19 protein-coding genes and 1 tRNA gene are annotated in these 16,680 nt (G+C 35.9%); 11 read left to right on the top strand and 9 right to left on the bottom strand.

All coding sequences use genetic code 11. The features are described from left to right. The first annotated feature begins 167 nt into the window (after positions 1-167). Complete coding sequence (locus M0P98_00535) at positions 168-491, top strand: hypothetical protein (GenBank protein MCK9265368.1); 324 nt, start codon at positions 168-170, stop codon at positions 489-491. Here M0P98_00535 and M0P98_00530 read toward each other — a convergent pair. From M0P98_00530 to M0P98_00490, 9 genes are all read right to left on the bottom strand, one after another. Next, complete coding sequence (locus M0P98_00530; GenBank protein ID MCK9265367.1) at positions 484-1,674, bottom strand: GGDEF domain-containing protein; 1,191 nt, start codon at positions 1,672-1,674, stop codon at positions 484-486. The two genes, M0P98_00535 and M0P98_00530, sit on opposite strands and share 8 nt — an antisense overlap. Then, complete coding sequence (gene rplT, locus M0P98_00525) at positions 1,661-2,032, bottom strand: 50S ribosomal protein L20 (protein ID MCK9265366.1); 372 nt, start codon at positions 2,030-2,032, stop codon at positions 1,661-1,663. Before rplT ends, M0P98_00530 begins: the two co-directional genes overlap by 14 nt. Positions 2,033-2,048: 16 nt before the next feature. Beyond that, positions 2,049-2,249, bottom strand: a complete 201-nt coding sequence (rpmI, locus tag M0P98_00520; GenBank protein ID MCK9265365.1) for a 50S ribosomal protein L35 — start codon at positions 2,247-2,249, stop codon at positions 2,049-2,051. Between the two features lie 9 nt (positions 2,250-2,258). Then, positions 2,259-2,729 (bottom strand): translation initiation factor IF-3, encoded by a 471-nt coding sequence (infC, locus tag M0P98_00515; GenBank protein MCK9265364.1) that lies wholly within the window; start codon positions 2,727-2,729, stop codon positions 2,259-2,261. 129 nt (positions 2,730-2,858) lie between these two features. Beyond that, positions 2,859-4,580: a threonine--tRNA ligase gene (gene thrS / locus M0P98_00510; GenBank protein ID MCK9265363.1), complete on the bottom strand. Its 1,722-nt coding sequence runs from the start codon at positions 4,578-4,580 to the stop codon at positions 2,859-2,861. Between the two features lie 87 nt (positions 4,581-4,667). Continuing rightward, positions 4,668-4,741, bottom strand: a tRNA-Asp gene (locus M0P98_00505). A 37-nt stretch (positions 4,742-4,778) separates the two neighbouring features. After that, positions 4,779-5,267: a hypothetical protein gene (locus M0P98_00500; protein ID MCK9265362.1), complete on the bottom strand. Its 489-nt coding sequence runs from the start codon at positions 5,265-5,267 to the stop codon at positions 4,779-4,781. Positions 5,268-5,306: 39 nt separating this feature from the next. Beyond that, positions 5,307-6,338, bottom strand: a complete 1,032-nt coding sequence (locus tag M0P98_00495; GenBank protein ID MCK9265361.1) for a succinylglutamate desuccinylase/aspartoacylase family protein — start codon at positions 6,336-6,338, stop codon at positions 5,307-5,309. After that, positions 6,331-7,431: a succinylglutamate desuccinylase/aspartoacylase family protein gene (locus M0P98_00490; GenBank protein MCK9265360.1), complete on the bottom strand. Its 1,101-nt coding sequence runs from the start codon at positions 7,429-7,431 to the stop codon at positions 6,331-6,333. Before M0P98_00490 ends, M0P98_00495 begins: the two co-directional genes overlap by 8 nt. A gap of 185 nt (positions 7,432-7,616) precedes the next feature. Here M0P98_00490 and M0P98_00485 point away from each other — a divergent pair, with 185 nt between their 5' ends. The 10 genes from M0P98_00485 (at position 7,617) to M0P98_00440 (ending at position 16,677) form a co-directional block, all read left to right on the top strand. Continuing rightward, a complete protein-coding gene (locus M0P98_00485; protein MCK9265359.1) occupies positions 7,617-8,408 on the top strand; it encodes a creatininase family protein in 792 nt (263 codons plus the stop codon). 56 nt (positions 8,409-8,464) lie between these two features. Continuing rightward, positions 8,465-8,908: a D-aminoacyl-tRNA deacylase gene (gene dtd / locus M0P98_00480; protein ID MCK9265358.1), complete on the top strand. Its 444-nt coding sequence runs from the start codon at positions 8,465-8,467 to the stop codon at positions 8,906-8,908. Positions 8,909-8,915: 7 nt separating this feature from the next. After that, the gene (locus tag M0P98_00475) at positions 8,916-9,188 is read left to right on the top strand and encodes a hypothetical protein (protein ID MCK9265357.1); all 273 of its coding nucleotides are present in this window, start codon (positions 8,916-8,918) and stop codon (positions 9,186-9,188) included. Further along, on the top strand, positions 9,188-9,784 hold the full coding sequence (locus M0P98_00470) for a 1-acyl-sn-glycerol-3-phosphate acyltransferase (protein MCK9265356.1): 597 nt from the start codon (positions 9,188-9,190) through the stop codon (positions 9,782-9,784). Before M0P98_00475 ends, M0P98_00470 begins: the two co-directional genes overlap by 1 nt. Beyond that, positions 9,781-10,689 carry a 4-hydroxy-3-methylbut-2-enyl diphosphate reductase gene (gene ispH, locus M0P98_00465; GenBank protein ID MCK9265355.1) on the top strand — a complete coding sequence of 303 codons (909 nt, stop codon included), beginning with the start codon at positions 9,781-9,783 and terminating at the stop codon, positions 10,687-10,689. The genes M0P98_00470 and ispH overlap by 4 nt, the downstream gene beginning before the upstream one ends. Further along, on the top strand, positions 10,637-12,034 hold the full coding sequence (locus M0P98_00460; GenBank protein ID MCK9265354.1) for a S1 RNA-binding domain-containing protein: 1,398 nt from the start codon (positions 10,637-10,639) through the stop codon (positions 12,032-12,034). Before ispH ends, M0P98_00460 begins: the two co-directional genes overlap by 53 nt. Beyond that, on the top strand, positions 12,018-12,812 hold the full coding sequence (gene nagB, locus M0P98_00455) for a glucosamine-6-phosphate deaminase (GenBank protein MCK9265353.1): 795 nt from the start codon (positions 12,018-12,020) through the stop codon (positions 12,810-12,812). Before M0P98_00460 ends, nagB begins: the two co-directional genes overlap by 17 nt. A gap of 249 nt (positions 12,813-13,061) precedes the next feature. Next, positions 13,062-15,158: a type I restriction-modification system subunit M gene (locus tag M0P98_00450; GenBank protein MCK9265352.1), complete on the top strand. Its 2,097-nt coding sequence runs from the start codon at positions 13,062-13,064 to the stop codon at positions 15,156-15,158. Beyond that, positions 15,076-16,377: a restriction endonuclease subunit S gene (locus M0P98_00445; protein ID MCK9265351.1), complete on the top strand. Its 1,302-nt coding sequence runs from the start codon at positions 15,076-15,078 to the stop codon at positions 16,375-16,377. Before M0P98_00450 ends, M0P98_00445 begins: the two co-directional genes overlap by 83 nt. Further along, positions 16,378-16,677 carry a hypothetical protein gene (locus tag M0P98_00440; GenBank protein ID MCK9265350.1) on the top strand — a complete coding sequence of 100 codons (300 nt, stop codon included), beginning with the start codon at positions 16,378-16,380 and terminating at the stop codon, positions 16,675-16,677. It abuts the gene before it with no gap. Positions 16,678-16,680 lie beyond the last annotated feature (3 nt).

Here is a 16,680-nt window from a genome sequence, read left to right as displayed (position 1 = left end):
ACCGTCCAGGGCGTGTAATCTGCTTTTACGGGTTTGAGAGAGGTTAATGGGATGAGGTTGCCCCTTTTATGTCATTCTGGATTTATCCCTAATACCCTCGGAAAGCATTCGGGGTAAGTTCATAATACTAACTACAACATACTGTATACGAAAAGAAGGAGAAGAAGATGCTTAAAGAACAGATCAAAATAATTAAAGAAGTAGAAGAGCAGGCAGAAAAAATTATCCAAGAAGGAAAAAATAAAGCTTCAGTTATTACAAACTCATTAAATGAAAAATTAGAAGAATTTATTACACTTCAGGAAGATTTTTTAAAAAAATCTATAACTGAATACTCAAAAACTAAAACAACTGATACAGCAAAATTAATTTCAAATATACAGACAGAATTCGAAGAACAACTAAAAAAATTCAAGAAAAGAACTGAAGATAAGAAAAATGTTTCTATTGAAACCATCTGGAAGGAACTTCAAGAAGAATTTTTTAAGTGACCACCATATCTTTACCCATTTCTTTTGCTCTATATAAAGCAAAATCTGCCTTTTTAATAAGTTCTTCTGGTGTTTGTGCGTCTTCAGGGTAGGTTGCCACACCAAAACTGACAGTCAAATCTTTGTTAGGTTGAGCCTGTTCATTTGGAAATTCATAAGACTTGATCTTCTTTCTCATTGTTTCACAAATCTTTACTACAGACTCTTTGTCTGTATCAGGGAAAATAATTATAAACTCCTCACCGCCGTACCTCCCCACAATATCTGACCCTTTCACCCCGCTTTTAAAGATTTCTGCAATCTTTTTCAAAGCAAAATCGCCTGCTTGGTGTCCGTTCACATCATTATAATGTTTAAAAAAATCAACGTCAGCGATACATAATGAAACCTCTGTTTTTCTTCTTTCAGAATTTTCAATAACTTCTTCAAGTTTTTGTTCAAAATGTCGTCTATTGTAAAGCAGGGTAAGGCTATCGGTTATGGAAAGTATTTTTGTTTTATCAAACAGCATTGCGTTCTCTATCAACAAAGAAGTAGGGGCTGAAACTTTACGCATAAGATTCAGTTCTTTGATACTAAACTGTTTCTTATCAAAAGAGAATATACCTATAATTCCTATTACATTTCTTTTTTGGTGAAAAGGAGAGATAATAAACGAGGTTACGCCTTGTTTAACTAAATCGCTATATTGAGCGAATGACCTTGTGTTATTAACTAAAATAGGGAAAGCTTTATCTGAAACCTGTCTAAGAATATCTTCCGAGAAATCTATGTTTTTACCTTTAAGAGTTTTTTTAAAGTTATTACCTAAAAGTTGTAAAACGATAGTCTCTTTTTTAAAAATATTATAGAGCGATTCACTCACTGTATTAAGAATTTCATCAAGAGTTATATCTTCATTAAAAGTTTCAATAATATCGGTCAAGGTAGAGAGAAGCATCGTTTCTTGCTCATTATCAAGAATATTGAGCATCATCTTCTCTTTTTCTCTCTGAAATTGCCTAATATCTTCCGTTACATAAAATGTATATATTATCTCAATAACTATTATAGAAGATAATACTGTTGTTAGAGTAAAAAAATAGAGATTAACGCTAAACTGTATGCCACGAGAAAAAGTAATTGTTAGAACAGCTATATATGCGATAACTAAAAGAAAAAAAGTGTTTCTAAATTTTCTCATTCAAGCCTTGTTCCCCTTTTACCTTATCCACAAGTTCGGAGAATTTACCCGGCTCGTTAAAAGCTATATCCGCAAGCATTTTTCTATTGATGTTAATATTATTTTTTTTGAGAGCGTTCATAAAAACACTATAAGAAATATCGTTCAGTTTACAGGCTGCAGAAATCCTTGTTATCCACAGTTTTCTAAAAACTCTCTTCTTACTTCTTCTATCTCTATAAGCGTAGGTCATCCCTTTCTCAACAAACTCTCTTGCTTTCCTGTAAAGTTTAGAACGCCCTTGGCGGTACCCCTTAGCTCTCTCCAGAACTTTTTTTCTTCTCTGTCTGGAAGCCGGCGCATTTCTTGTTTTTGGCATTATATATCTCCTGAATTTATTTATAGGGTAAAAGGTTCTTCACCATCTTAACTTCACCCTTTGTTGTTACACTTGAAGCTTGCTTAGCGCGTCTTTTTCGTTTTGAGCTCTTTTTGGAAAGCAGATGAGCCCCGCCAGAACCGTAACGGAGTACTTTACCTGTTCCCGTAATTTTAAATCTTTTTTTAATAGCTTTATTTGTCTTTAATTTAGGCATTTTTCCCTCTCAAACAGGAATAAACGTTACCGTCAATCGAGGACCTTCCAATTTAGGTCGAAGTTCTATCTTCCCATAAGTTGCTAGTTCTTTTGTAAGTTTTTCAAGCATCTGGTAACCTCTTTCCTTGTGCAATATTTCTCTACCTTTGTAGAAAATTGTTACTTTAACTCTATATCCTGCTTTCAAAAAATCTTCTATATGTTGTTTTTTGAATTTATAATCGTGTTCACTCGTTTCTGGAGTAAACCTAATCTCTTTTATCTGAGAAATCTTCTGTTTTTTCTTCCTTTCTTTCTCTTTCTTCTTCTGTTCGTAAAGAAACTTCTTGTAATCCATTATGCGACAAACAGGGGGGGTAGAAGTGGCAACTATTTCTACAAGGTCCAAATCCTTATCTTTTGCCATCTGTAAAGCTTCATTTTTATTTACTACACCATACTGGGTTCCGTCATCACCTATTAATCTTACATTAGGCACCCTTATCTGAAAATTGATTCTATTCCTTACGCTTCTTCCACCTTTAAAACCTCTGTTTCGATTGTCGATAGTTTCTCTCCTTTTTCATTAATGATTATAACATTTTATTTTATCTTTGTCTATATACAACTATTTAAAGAGCTCTTCATTAAAAAGGTTCTCTAAATCTTTAATATCAAAATTACCTAACATACCCTTCTGGTGTTGCCTTAGAGCCACCTGTCCAGTAGATATTTCTTTATCACCGACTATGGCCATATAAGGGATTTTTTCATCCTCAGCGTCCCTTATCTTCTTATTGATTTTTTCATTCCTTTCATCAATATTCACCCTAAACTTCTTATCTATTTTCTCTTTTACCTCTCTGGCAAACTCTATATGTCTATCGCCTATAGGTAAAATTCTCATCTGTTCAGGTGCAAGCCAAAAAGGAAAATTACCTTTATACTGCTCTATCAATATTCCAAAAAACCTTTCGAGAGACCCAAAAATAGCTCTGTGAATAAGAATTGGCACTTTAAAATCACCTTCCCTATCAATATACTTAACATTAAACTTTTCAGGATTATTAAAATCTACCTGTATTGTGGTACATTGCCATTCTCTATTCAAACTGTCCCTAATCTTTATATCTATCTTAGGTCCATAAAAAACACCTTCACCTGGGTCTGTTTCGAAATCTATATTCTGGCTCTTTAACGCATTACTAAGAGCAGATGTTGCCTTGTCCCAATTCTCAGAAGTCCCCACATATTTTTCCGGACGGGTAGATAAGAACACCTTATAATCTTTAAACCCAAACCTTCCAAGAAAAAATGCTGTAAGTTCTATTACTTTTTTAACCTCTTCTTCAACCTGGTCTTCAGTACAAAAGATGTGCGCATCGTCCTGTGTAAACCCTCTCACTCGTAAAAGCCCGTGCAAAACACCCTGTTTCTCATACCTATACACAGTACCAAGTTCAGCCCATCTTATAGGTAGTTCTCTATAACTTCTTAACCTATTGTTGTATATCAAGATATGAAACGGACAGTTCATTGGTTTCAACTGATATTCTTTTTCTCTCGACTCAAAAAACATCGGCGGAAACATATTCTCTTTATAATATTCTGTATGTCCAGACTTATGCCAAAGAGAAATATCAGCAATATGAGGAGTGTTAACAAGTTCATAACCACTCTTCAGATGAGTCTCTTTCCAAAAATCTTCTATAATTTTTCTTATCAAACTACCTTTTGGATGCCAAAAAATTAAACCTGAACCAAATTCAGGATGTATGCTAAATAAGTCAAGTTTTGGTCCAAGCACTCTATGGTCTCTTGCTTTGGCTTCCTCTAAAAATGTTAAGTATTCAGCAAGTTCCTTTTTACTGGGAAAAGATATACCATAAATTCTTTGCATATTTTCTCTTTTTTCGTCACCTCTCCAATAAGAAGCCGCTATACTTAACAGTTTAAAATGCTTAATATCACCCGTACAAAGAAGGTGGGGACCTTCACATAAATCTGAAAATTCTCCGTTCTTATAAAAAGTAATCTCTTCATCTTTTAACTCTTGAAGTATCTCAAGTTTAAAAGGTTCCTGTGCCAACAATTTTTGAGACTCTTCCCTTGATAGAGAGAACTTCTCAATTTTATGGTTCTCTTTAATGATTTTTTTCATTTCAGCCTCAACCATTGAAAGGTCTTCAGGAGTAAACGGTGTTTCTCTAAAAAAATCATAATAAAAACCATTCTCTATAGCCGGACCAGTTCCAAGTTTTACTTCAGGAAAAAGTCTTTTAACAGCCTGAGCAAGAATATGAGCAGAACTATGCCAATATTCTTCTTTATTATCAAATTTTTGTTCCATTTTTATTTTCTCTTATAGATTTTCATAGGTGGGTTATTTACCAGATTGATGAATCTGCAAGACAACCTAACCTTAACCAAGAATAAGCGGGGCGGACGGGATTTGAACCCGCGACATCCAGATCGACAGTCTGGCATTCTAGGCCACTGAACTACCGCCCCTAAATTATTTTCGGTCTTGAAGTAGTAATTCTACCCGTTAAGTCTCTTGCTTGTCAATATATTGTTGAAGTATTTGCCTATATTCTCTTTTATCTGAAGAAACTTTTACAGCAATATCTTTAACATTAAACCCTACATAAAAGTCTTTATAGAACCATATTTCCATTGTATCTGTATCAGATAAATAGACGGTATACGGTTCTCCGAATAACTTTAAAACATCTTTTTTATTAAAACCTGCTAAAGATTCTCCCGACAAAAATTTTGCTTTAATATCTTCAGTTGTTTGAGGCGTTTCTTCTGTTTTAACTGTATCAATATTAGTTTTTTCAGATACAGGAGGAGGTATAACATCTTTGCCTTCTACTTGTTGTTGCACAACAACCTCTTGTTCTTCTATCTTTGAAACTTCAGAGGAAACACCCTTCTTATTATACCAAGCACATCCACTAAATAAAACCAATATAGTAGAAACCAGAAAAACATTTATTCTGTTCATAATATAGTTTAGATTTACAACAAACATATTTTAACTCTTATATCTATATATGTCAAACACTTCTTCTTAACTCTTGATTATTGCAAGAGTGTCCCCTTTATCAGAGTAAGGATGCATCCCTGCAAGGTCAACATCACATAAAGCCCTATGGCTTCCGTAAGAGTAAAGATACCCATCAGCAGGAGCTTTTATCTCTATTGTTTCAAGGTTTTTATCGCTAAACAGATACCCAAGCAGAGTACCTTGTTTAACAAAATCTCTAATCTTCAAATCTGTCTCTATAAATAGCCCTTCAATAGGAGCCGTTACTTTAAACACTTTGGTAGAATCATCTTTAACAACAAGTGTTTCATCCAACCCTTGCAGGTCTCCCTTAAACATTTTCAAATATTTTGAACAATTCACCAATGACCTAACCCCTATATTAATCTCTTTTTCAAACAGAATATATTGACCAGAAAACTCAACCGCAAAAGCAACTCTCCCATGAGAATTGAACCATCCGGTAAGAGTATACGGACCCTGAAAATCTTTAGGTAGAGGCGCTGATGGTATAACAAAAGGGTAAGCCCCTGCTTTTGCAAATTCTAAACTCTCTTCTGTCTTTATTGGTAGAGCAGATGTTGCCCAAAACTTGTTCCAACAATGTAAATCTATATTATGGGTTGCCTGCTGAACAAGCCCATTAAATAAAATATAAGACATCTGTTCAGATTCATTTCCTTCTGGATTACCGGGCCAAGTACAGTTCAAATTATCTCTTCTATCAGGAACAACCATCTTTTTCTCGCCGATAACTCTCTCGACCATCCTTCCTTTAGGTTCAGCAAGGGTAGATACAATGTGAGGTCGTCTATTCCACACAGCAAGAGGGTTAGCAAAAGGAACAAGAACCATCTTACCTTTAACAATCTCTTTTTCTGCAATAGGGCAGAACCTTCTTATAACTTCGCTTCCTTGGACCTCGTTACCGTGCAGAGCCGCTGTTACAAGAAGACAAGGACCTTCGTTGCCTGAATCTATTTCCCAGTACGCCAAATTAAATTCTGGTCTATCTTTAATCTTAACAGGTAGGTGCCTTACCTTAGCTTTAACCATTGTTTTTACCCTCCCTTTGCTCTGCTTCTTCTTGTTCAGAACTTGGTTTTTCTCTTATGATTGTTGCTATATTTCCATCTTTATCTACAAAAGGATGCATTGAAGCTAAATCCACATCACACCGCCTCCTGGCACTACCGTAATAATATAGGTAACCAGAGATAGGCGCTTCAATAGGTATGGTCTTTAATGTAGCATCATTAAAAAGATGTCCCAAAACATCACCTTTTTTTACATAATCGCCAATAGACAACCCGTTTTCTATAAACAACCCCTGGTGTGGCACCCTTACGGCAACCATCTCCACATTCTCTTCTTCCTTATGAATCACAAGTTCATCCATACCTTCAAGTTGTCCTTCAAAAACACCTATATATTTTGCGCTATTACTCAACATTCTTACACCTCTTTCAACCTCTTTCTCTATAAGGGTGTATTGACCAGAAAATTCGACTGCAAAAGCAGCCCCACCGTTTTTACTAACCCATTGCATAAGCGAAAACCGTTCTCTTTTTTTCAGTTCCTCAGGAACATCTTCTGTATTTAGTAAGGAACCAAATGTAAAAAGTCTAAATATCGGGAAAGTAGATTGTTTTGCAAACTCTATACTTTTAGGGTTACCTTTCTCTGCTATAGAACAGGCAGCGATAAACCTGTTATAACAGTGTAGGTCAACATAATGGGTTGGAGCAATTTTTTTGAAAAAATCATTAAAGAAAATATAAGCGACCTGGTCACTCTCGTTACCGTCAGGGTCGCCAGGCCACGCACGGTTAAGGTTATCTTTTTCCAGTTTACCTGCATATACTCCAAAAGGTTCACCTAAAGTAGATACAATATGAGGTCGTCGATTCCATAAAGCAAGAGGGTTAACAAAAGGAACCAGAACAATCCGTCCTTTAAGAAGACTCTTTTCTGCAATAGGGCAGAACCTTCTGATAGCTTCGCTACCTTGAACTTCGTTACCGTGAATCGCCGCTGTTACCAAAAAACACGGACCTTCTTTCCCAGAATCTATATCCCAATACGGCATCTTATATTCTGGAAGCGTTTTTGTTTTAAAATTAATATATTTCACTTTAGCTTCAACCATTTTCTCCCCCTGGGTTGTTCCTTAAAATAAAACAGGTAACCTTCATTATATCTACAATAGCCGTTTATGTCAAACAAAAAGGCCTTCAAGATGTTTATTGTCAAATTAGCCGATATACCCCATATATGGTATAATTAATTTAAGTAAAAACAAGGATTATCAACACAAAAAGGAGGTTTTTTAATATGAGTAAATTAAACCTTTCAGGTATTCTTGAAGAGATGACAACTGAAGATGTTAAAGAACTTAACCCTAATGTTGGAGTTATACCTATAGGTTCAACAGAACCTCACGGACCTGCTCTACCATACGGAACAGATAGTTTTGCAGTAGGAGCAAAAACTTATGAAGCAACCAGACAGGCAAACAAGAATGGCGCAAGAGTTATATGTTTACCTGTACAAAAAATTTCTCTTAACAATAATTTTTATGCATTACCGTTTGCTTGCCGTATGAGTGTACCAGTGTTTATGGCTATGGTAAAAGACTTGATACTCTTTTTGAAGGGAGAAAATATTAACAGAATAATTATTACCAACGGGCACGGTGGTAACATTGATGTTTTAAAAGCCGTCCAAAGAGATGTTGCTGGAATAAAAGGGCTTTTTGTAGGACTTCTACCTCTCGGTCCTGGACTTCCTCAATACTATGCTGACGTAGAAAACTTAATAGAACATTACAGCCCGCACGCAGGAGAATGGGAGACTTCCAATATGTTGTTTCTAAAACCTAACCTTGTAAAAAAAGATAAAATAGGTGTCAACCCTATGGTTGATCCAAAACTGAGCATATTAGAAGATTGTCATGTCCACTTTGTTAAACCATGGCATTTACATCTTCCAACTTCAGCTGGAGGCGACGCTCGTAAATCTTCAGCAGACAAAGCAGATAAAATATTTCAGGTAGGCGTAAAGGTGTGGTCAGAATTGTTCTTACAACTCTCCAAAGCACCTGAATCAGAAACATTTCCGTTTTAATAACCAGATTGGTACCCAAATTTGCAAGGAAATATGTTTAGGAGTAAACTTAAATTATGAAAACAGTTATTCAACGAGTTAAGAAAGGTGTTCTGTATGTAGAGAACGAAAAAAGAGGCGAGATAGATACTGGTTTAGTGGTACTTGTTGCCGTTGAACAGGACGATACAGAAAAGGATTGTGAATACCTTGTAGGAAAAATCCTTTCTATGAGAATATTTGAAAACCTGCACGGCAAAATGGACAACTCTGTTTCTGATATAAACGGAGCTCTGATGATAATCTCTCAGTTTACCCTCTGTGGTAACTGCAAGAGAGGTAACCGCCCTGACTTTACAGAAGCTGCTCCCCCAAATAAAGCGCTTCTCTTATACAACAATTTTCTTGAAATGCTCAACCTTTCTGGCTTAAAGGTTGTTTCAGGAGAATTCGGTAAATATATGCTTGTTGAGATACATAACGATGGTCCTGTAACAATACTTCTCAACAGTAAAAAATAGACTAAAAATGTGTTCATTCAATGAAAAATATAGAGGTAAACAGGTAATAATAGATACAGATTCTAGGTGGGTATATATAGGAACATTTGATACAGAAAGCCCTTTATGTATCACCCTAAAACAGGTAGATGCTTTTGATCACGCAGAAGTTTCTCTTAGCAAACACGAATACGCTATTTTAGTCAAACAAGATGGTATCGCTCCCAATAGAAAAGAAGTAGATATATTAAAAAACAAAATTATTGGAATCACTCTTCTGTCAAACATATTGGATAAATAATGGAAACATTTCTTTACTTTTCTGCAAAATTTCTTGCTTTTATAACATTTAAATTTGTTTTTCGTATAAAGGTGGAAGGCAGAGAAAATATAGTTAAAGAAGGTCCGTGCATTATAGTAGCAAACCATATAAGTTTTCTCGACGCAATAGTTGTTGGCCACTCATTACCTATGCCTGTCAACTATTTCGCTAAAGATAACCTTCTCCATATATTTATTATATCCCGCATACTTGCGTACCTTGGTGCTATCCCATTAGAAAGAGATAAACCTTCTTCAACATCTTTAAGAGCGGGAATAAAAGCTTTAAAAAAAAAGAGAGCACTTGTTGTCTTCCCTGAGGGCACAAGAAGCAAAACAGGCAAGATGCTTGATCCAAAACCAGGTATAGGTTTTCTGCATATAAAAAGTGGAGCCCCTTTAATACCCGTTTTAATCAAAGGTACCAACAAAGCAATGCCTGTTGGCGCAAGATTTATAAGACCTAGCACAACAATTACAGTAATTTATGGACCTCCCATAAAGACTGAAGAAACAGATTATGCGGCCATTTCACAACTGGCTATGGATGAGATAGCAAAACTTGAGGCACTATGAAAAAACTTATTGTAGCAAAAAACATCGGCTTCTGTTTTGGTGTAAACAGAACTGTTAAAATGGCTGAAAACCTTCTACGAGAACATAAAACCCTATATAGTATTGGAGATATAGTTCATAACCCTGTTGTTATGGCTCAACTTAAATCAGAAGGGTTAAAAGTAACAGAGAATTTAAATGAAATACATAATTGCCCTTTTATTGTCAGGTCTCACGGAATAGGGCTTCCTAAACTTGAAAGACTAAAAAAACAGAAAGTTGATATATACGACGCAACGTGTCCATCGGTAAAAAAACTTCACTCGTTAATAAAAAAATTAGACAATAAAAAATATTTTGTTATAATAATAGGGAATAGAAAACACCCTGAAGTTGAAGCGTTAAGAGATTACGGGAAGAACACACTTGTTGTTCAAGAAAAAAGCGAGTTTAAAAATAGAAGACAGTTTGAACAACTTGCTGTGATAGGGCAGACAACCTTATCTTTTAAAGATTATCTTTCTACAGCAAATTATATACTTGAAAATCTCCGTTTTAAAAAAGTTATAATTTATAATACAATATGTAAAGTGACAGAAGAACGTCAAGCAGAATCTGTCCTTATAAGTAAAAAGAGCGATATGGTAATAGTGTTGGGCGGCAAAACCAGTTCCAATACAGGCAAACTTTACCAGACATGCAAAAGTTTCAACGCAAATGTTCATTATGTAGAAAAACTTGAAGAGTTAGAAGAAGTATCATTAGAAGAAATTTCTTCCGTCGGCTTAGTGTCAGGAACATCTACTCCTGAAAACTTCATACTGGCGGTTAAAGAAAAATTAAAAAATAAAGGATATAAGGAGGTAGGTATACATGGCAAGAGAAGAAGTAAGCAGACTTCTGGAAGAAAAAATTGCAAGCTTTAAACCTGGTTCACTAATTAAAGGGAAGATTTTACGGGTACTCAACGATGACGTAATAATAGACATCGAGTACAAGTCTGAAGGGGTAGCACCAAGAGAAGAATTTAAAAACGATTCTGGAGAAGAACTTGAAGGAACAGAAGTTACTGTTATTGTAGAATCTTTGGACCCTGACAAGACTGGTTTGATTCCTTTGTCTAAAGAAAAAGCAGACATATTATTACATTGGGAAAACATCGAAAAAGCTTACGAAGCAGATACACCAATAGAAGGCACGATTTTTAAATCAATCAAGGGAGGTTTTAGAGTAGATATAGGGGTTCTTGCTTTTCTACCTACATCACAGGCAGATATAGCGCCTCTTTCTAACCCTGCAAAACTTATCAACTCGCAAGCAACTTTTAAGATTATTAAACTTGATGCTTTAAGAAAAAATGTTGTTGTATCAAGAAGAAAATTTATTGAAGAAGAACAGGCGGTTCAGAAGAAAGAGTATCTTTCAGAACTCCAAAAAAATCAACTTGTTACAGGAGTCGTTAGAAACATTGTTGATTATGGAGCGTTCATAGAGATAGAATACGGGCTTGTTGGGTTACTCCACCTTAACGATATGAGTTGGGGGAAGGTAAGTTACCCGTCTCAATTACTAAGTTTAGGACAGAAAGTTGAGGTTGTTATTCTTGATGTTGACCTTGAAAAACAGATAGCTTCTTTTGGGTTAAAACAGAAAACTCCTAACCCATGGGAAAACATTGAAGAAAAATACCCCATTGGCTCTACTATTGAAGGTAAAATAGTAAACATCACAGATTACGGAGCGTTTGTCAAAATAGAAGAAGGTGTAGAAGGACTGCTACATATATCAGAACTTTCCTGGACAGGTAGAGTTAGAAGACCTTCAGAAATAGTAGCTATGGGCGACCCTGTCACAGTTAAGGTTATTGATATCAAAAAAGCTGAACAGAAAATATCTTTCAGTCTAAGAGAACTCGAATCTAACCCTTGGCCAGAAATCGCAGAAAAATTTCCTGTAGGAAGCATTGTAAAGGGGAAGGTTTACAATATAACTGATTTCGGAGCGTTTGTAGAGATAGAAAAAGATATTGATGGACTTTTACATATCTCCAACATCTCTACTGAACAGATTAAACACCCGTCAGATGTCTTACACAAAGGACAAAAACTTGAGGTAATGATACTTGAAATAGACCCAGACAACAAACGGATTTCACTTGGATTGAAACAACTTGGGGATATTCCTATACCAGAAGACGATGACGAAGAGACCGAAAACGTAGAGACTGAACCAGATACAGAGACAGAAGATAGCAATGAGAGTGATAATTAAAAAAGATTATAAAGAAATTTCACAAGAAGCAAGCAGAATCATAAAAAATCTTGTCAACAAAAAATCTGACACCACTCTTGGACTGGCAACAGGAAGTACTCCACTCGAACTATATAAAGAGTTGGTTAGGTTAAATAAAGATAAAGAAATATCTTTTTGTAATGTGAAAACCTTTAATCTTGATGAATATTATGGTATCAATTCATCTCATCCTCAAAGTTACAGATATTATATGAAGACCAACCTCTTTGACCATATTGATATCAACCAGAATAATACCTTTATCCCAAAAGGTGACCTAAACGTCAAAGAAGTGGCTCAATACTGCCAACTATACGAGAAAACAATCATTGAAGCAGGTGGTATAGACTTACAAATTCTCGGTATAGGAGGCGACGGACATATTGCTTTTAATGAACCGGGTTCCTCTTTTAAATCAAGAACACGCCTTGTTGCTCTCGATAAACAGACGATACAAGATAATTCAAGGTTTTTTACTGATATAAAAGAGGTTCCCAGGTTTGCTATTTCAATGGGTATAGGCACGATTCTTGAAGCTAAAGAAATACTCTTTCTTGCAACAGGTAAAAATAAAGCTGAAATTGTTGCTAAGGCTCTTGAAGGTCCAATAACAAGTATAGTACCAGCGTCTATTCTGCAATTACACCCGAAAATTACTATTCTTATAGACCACCAAGCGGCTTCTTGTTTAAAGAGGTACTCTCATTATCAATTCATCCAAGAAGCTGAACAGGAGATCGGCACACCACTTTTTTAACCAAATATTATTTAAAAAAGATAAATCTTCAGTGAACACCGTCCAGTTTGTAGGGAAATGGGCAATCCTCCACGACTTTCCTCCAATCCAACCTACATTAAACTACAAACTTGGCAGATAAACCTTGGCGTAGGGTGATGAAGCATGATAGTTTTTAAAATTTTTGGTGCAGAAATTTTCCCTGCAACAATAACTGTAAAATCCTTATAGAAAGCAGTTTTGAAACAGATATTTCTCTACGAGTATATTATGGCACAACTTGCAAATATCGAAGCAATCGAAAAAAGGCTCTGGAGCGCGGCAGACACACTACGAGCCAATTCCAATTATGCCAGCAACGAATACTTTATGCCAGTTATGGGGCTAGTCTTTTTACGGCATGCCTATAGCCGTTATTTAGCGGTAAAAGATACGATTGAAGAGACTCTTCCTACGAGAGGCGGAATAAAACGGCCTATAACCAAAGAAGATTTCAGCAAAAAATCAGCTATTTTCTTGCAACAGAAAGCCCAATTTGACTATCTCGTCACACTGAAAGACAGCGACGACCGGGCAAAGGCTATTATTGACGCTATGGAATCTATTGAAGCGGATTATGAAACTTTGCGTGGCGTTCTACCTAAAAGAGAATACAGAGAACTGGACAATGAAATACTCGGGCATCTGCTCCGAGTACTGAATCCGGAAGAACTTAAAAAAGTTGACGGGGACGTCTTCGGCAGAATTTACGAATATTTTCTTACTCAGTTTGCCGACTTAAAAGCTCACGATGGGGGAGAATTTTTCACGCCCGTATCACTTGTCTCTCTTATTGCCAATGTCCTTGAACCCAAAAGAGGTACAGTACTTGACCCTGCCTGCGGAAGCGGAGGGATGTTTGTTCAGAGCGCTCGTTTTGTGGAAAATCTTCATAAAAATCCTACGGACGCCTTATCTTTTTATGGTCTGGAAAAAAATGCAACAACCATCAATCTAGCTAAAATGAACCTTGCTGTGCACGGTCTGGTAGGAGATATAAAAAAGGCGATTACCTACTATGAAGACCCCCATGACTTGTATAAAAAGGCAGGTTTTGTTATGGCAAATCCTCCCTTTAATGTGGATGAAATAGATGCAGATAAAATAAAAAACGATCCTCGATTACCTTTCGGTTTGCCGGGTGTCAATAAAAAAGGAAAGGTAAGCAATGGCAACTATATCTGGATAAGCTATTTTTACAGTTATCTTACAGAAAAAGGCAGAGCAGGTTTTGTAATGTCTTCGCAGGCATCAAGCGCAGGAAAGAGCGAATCAAAGGTTAGACAGAAAATTGTAGAAACAGGTGATGTTGATGTTATGATAGCCATCCGCTCAAATTTCTTCTATACCCGCACTGTTCCCTGTGAACTCTGGTTTTTCAACAAAGGTAAATCTAAAGCGCAGAAAGATAAGGTCTTGATGATAGATGCGCGAAACATCTACAGAAAAGTGACCCGCAAAATTTATGATTTCAGTCCAGAACAACTTCAAAACATCCTCTCTATAGTATGGCTATACAGGGGAGAAACAGACCGATTCCATAAACTGGTGCTAAATTATATGTTAAGGTTCCTTGATGAATCTGCACATATACAATTGCTCACATGCCAATACGAGCAAGATTTTGAAGAGTTGTACAAAAAGCTTAAATCGTTTATTGAGCAGCTTCCTGTTAACAGTAAACAATACGAAATTGCCGGTAAACTTACGGTAAGCACGAGAACTTATAAAAACATTAGCAAAAACTACACAAAGATTCTTGCAGAAATGCCTGAGGAAATGCATTTGCGGAAAAACAAAGAGAAGTTGAATTCGCTAAAGATTTTGGAGAAACTTAAACCTCTAGCAGAAGAAAATAATAAACTTATAAAAGAAGCAGAACTTATGTATCGGCTTGCAAACCGGCTGACAGAGGATTTTATTAATACGAACAACAATGGAAACAGCAAAGAAAATAACCGCGAGATAACCAACCTTAAAAAGCAGGCAGAAGAAACGCGGGATATATTGGTTAAGCAGTTAAAACTTGTTAGATATTTTTTTCATCAGGCAGAATGGCTTCTCGAACGGTTTCCCGAAGAAAAACTAAGAGATGTAGAAGGGCTTGTTAAACTGGTTGACAAAAAAGAGATTGAAGAAAATGACTGGAGTTTAACTCCTGGAAGATATGTAGGTGTAACACCTGAAGAAGAAGACCCTGATTTTGACTTTAGCGGAACAATGCTTGCAATACACACGGAATTGGATGAACTTAATAAAACAGCAGGCGAACTTGCAAAGAAAATCAGCGAAAACTTTAAGAGGTTGGGATATGAAGCAAATCGTTAAGTTAAAATGTATCACTGACAGGATAACAAAGGGAACAACTCCAACAACAGTTGGTTTTGATTTTACTGATTCTGGCATAAATTTTATTAAAGCAGAAGCTTTAAATGGGGATAGCGAACTCGATACTCAAGGGTTTGCTTATATAAACGAATCTGCTCAAAATAAATTAAAGCGGTCTATTCTTCAAGAAAACGATATTTTAGTTACAATAGCAGGAATTAATATTGGCAAAGTTGGAATTATAAAACGAAAACATTTGCCTGCAAATACAAATCAAGCTGTTGGTATAGTGCGAATCAAACCAGAATTAGCCAATAGCCAATATATTTATTATTGGTTTAAAAACCCATTGACATTTAAATACTTGCAAAGTATTAATGCCCAAGCAGCACAACCTAACATTAATCTTGCCATGCTTGGAGATATTTCATTATTACTTCCACATATTGGAGATCAAAAAAAAATCGCAAATATACTCTCTACCTATGACGACCTTATTGAAACTAATCAAAGGCGGATAGAATTGTTGGAAGAATCGGCACGCCTTCTCTTCAGAGAATGGTTTGTATATTTTCGTTTCCCAGGATATGAAAAAATAAAAATAGTTGATGGTAAAGGCAAAAAGATGCCTGCCGAGTGGGATTATTTACCGATTACAAAAATAAAAATATTTAAAAAGGCTCCTTTGGGAATGCCCGTTTTTACTGATATACGTCAATATTATCAGACCTCAGAAATTGACGGAACAAATATAACAGGATATGGAGAAGAAGTAGATTATGAAAATAGACCGAGCCGAGCAGATGTCCTGCCCAAAATTAATACTATATATTTTGCCAAAATGAAAGATACAGAAAAGGTGTTGTATTTTAATAAAGGGAATTCTTTTTTACTTTCCAAAATAATACTTTCAACAGGAATGGTTGGTTTCACAACAGAGGAAAAGTATTTAGGCTTCTTGTTTGGGCTTTTAACTTCCTATGAGTTTGTGCAATATAAGAATAATTATGCTACTGGAGCAACACAGGTATCTCTCAACGACAGTAGCTTAAAAAAAATAAAAGTGCTTTTACCTAAAATAGACTTAATTGAACAATATTCAAAAATCGTCAATTCACTTTTGGAACAATGTTCTTATTTAAGAAACCAAAACCAGAAACTCACACAGGCGAGAGATTTGCTTCTGCCTCGTCTGATGAACGGTAAGATAGAGGTATAAATGATTAAAAAAAACAAGCAGATTATCCAGCAAAACGAATTTACGAAATTCCTGCTCTATACTACCCCTGGCGGCAAGGTGAAGGTGGAGATATTTTTACGCAACGAGACAATATGGTTGACTCAGGCAAAAATTGCTGAACTGTTCAAGGTTGACAGAAGCGTGATTACCAAACATCTTAAAAACATCTTTAAGAGCGGAGAGTTAAAAGAAAATTCAGTATGTGCAAAATTTGCACATACTGCAAATGACGGAAAAACTTATCAGACAAAATTCTATAACCTTTTGACAGACATATAAAAA

Source organism: bacterium, assembly GCA_023230585.1.
Taxonomy (GTDB): Bacteria; Ratteibacteria; UBA8468; order B48-G9; family JAFGKM01; genus JALNXB01.
This window is presented reverse-complemented; position numbering and strand designations above follow the sequence as displayed.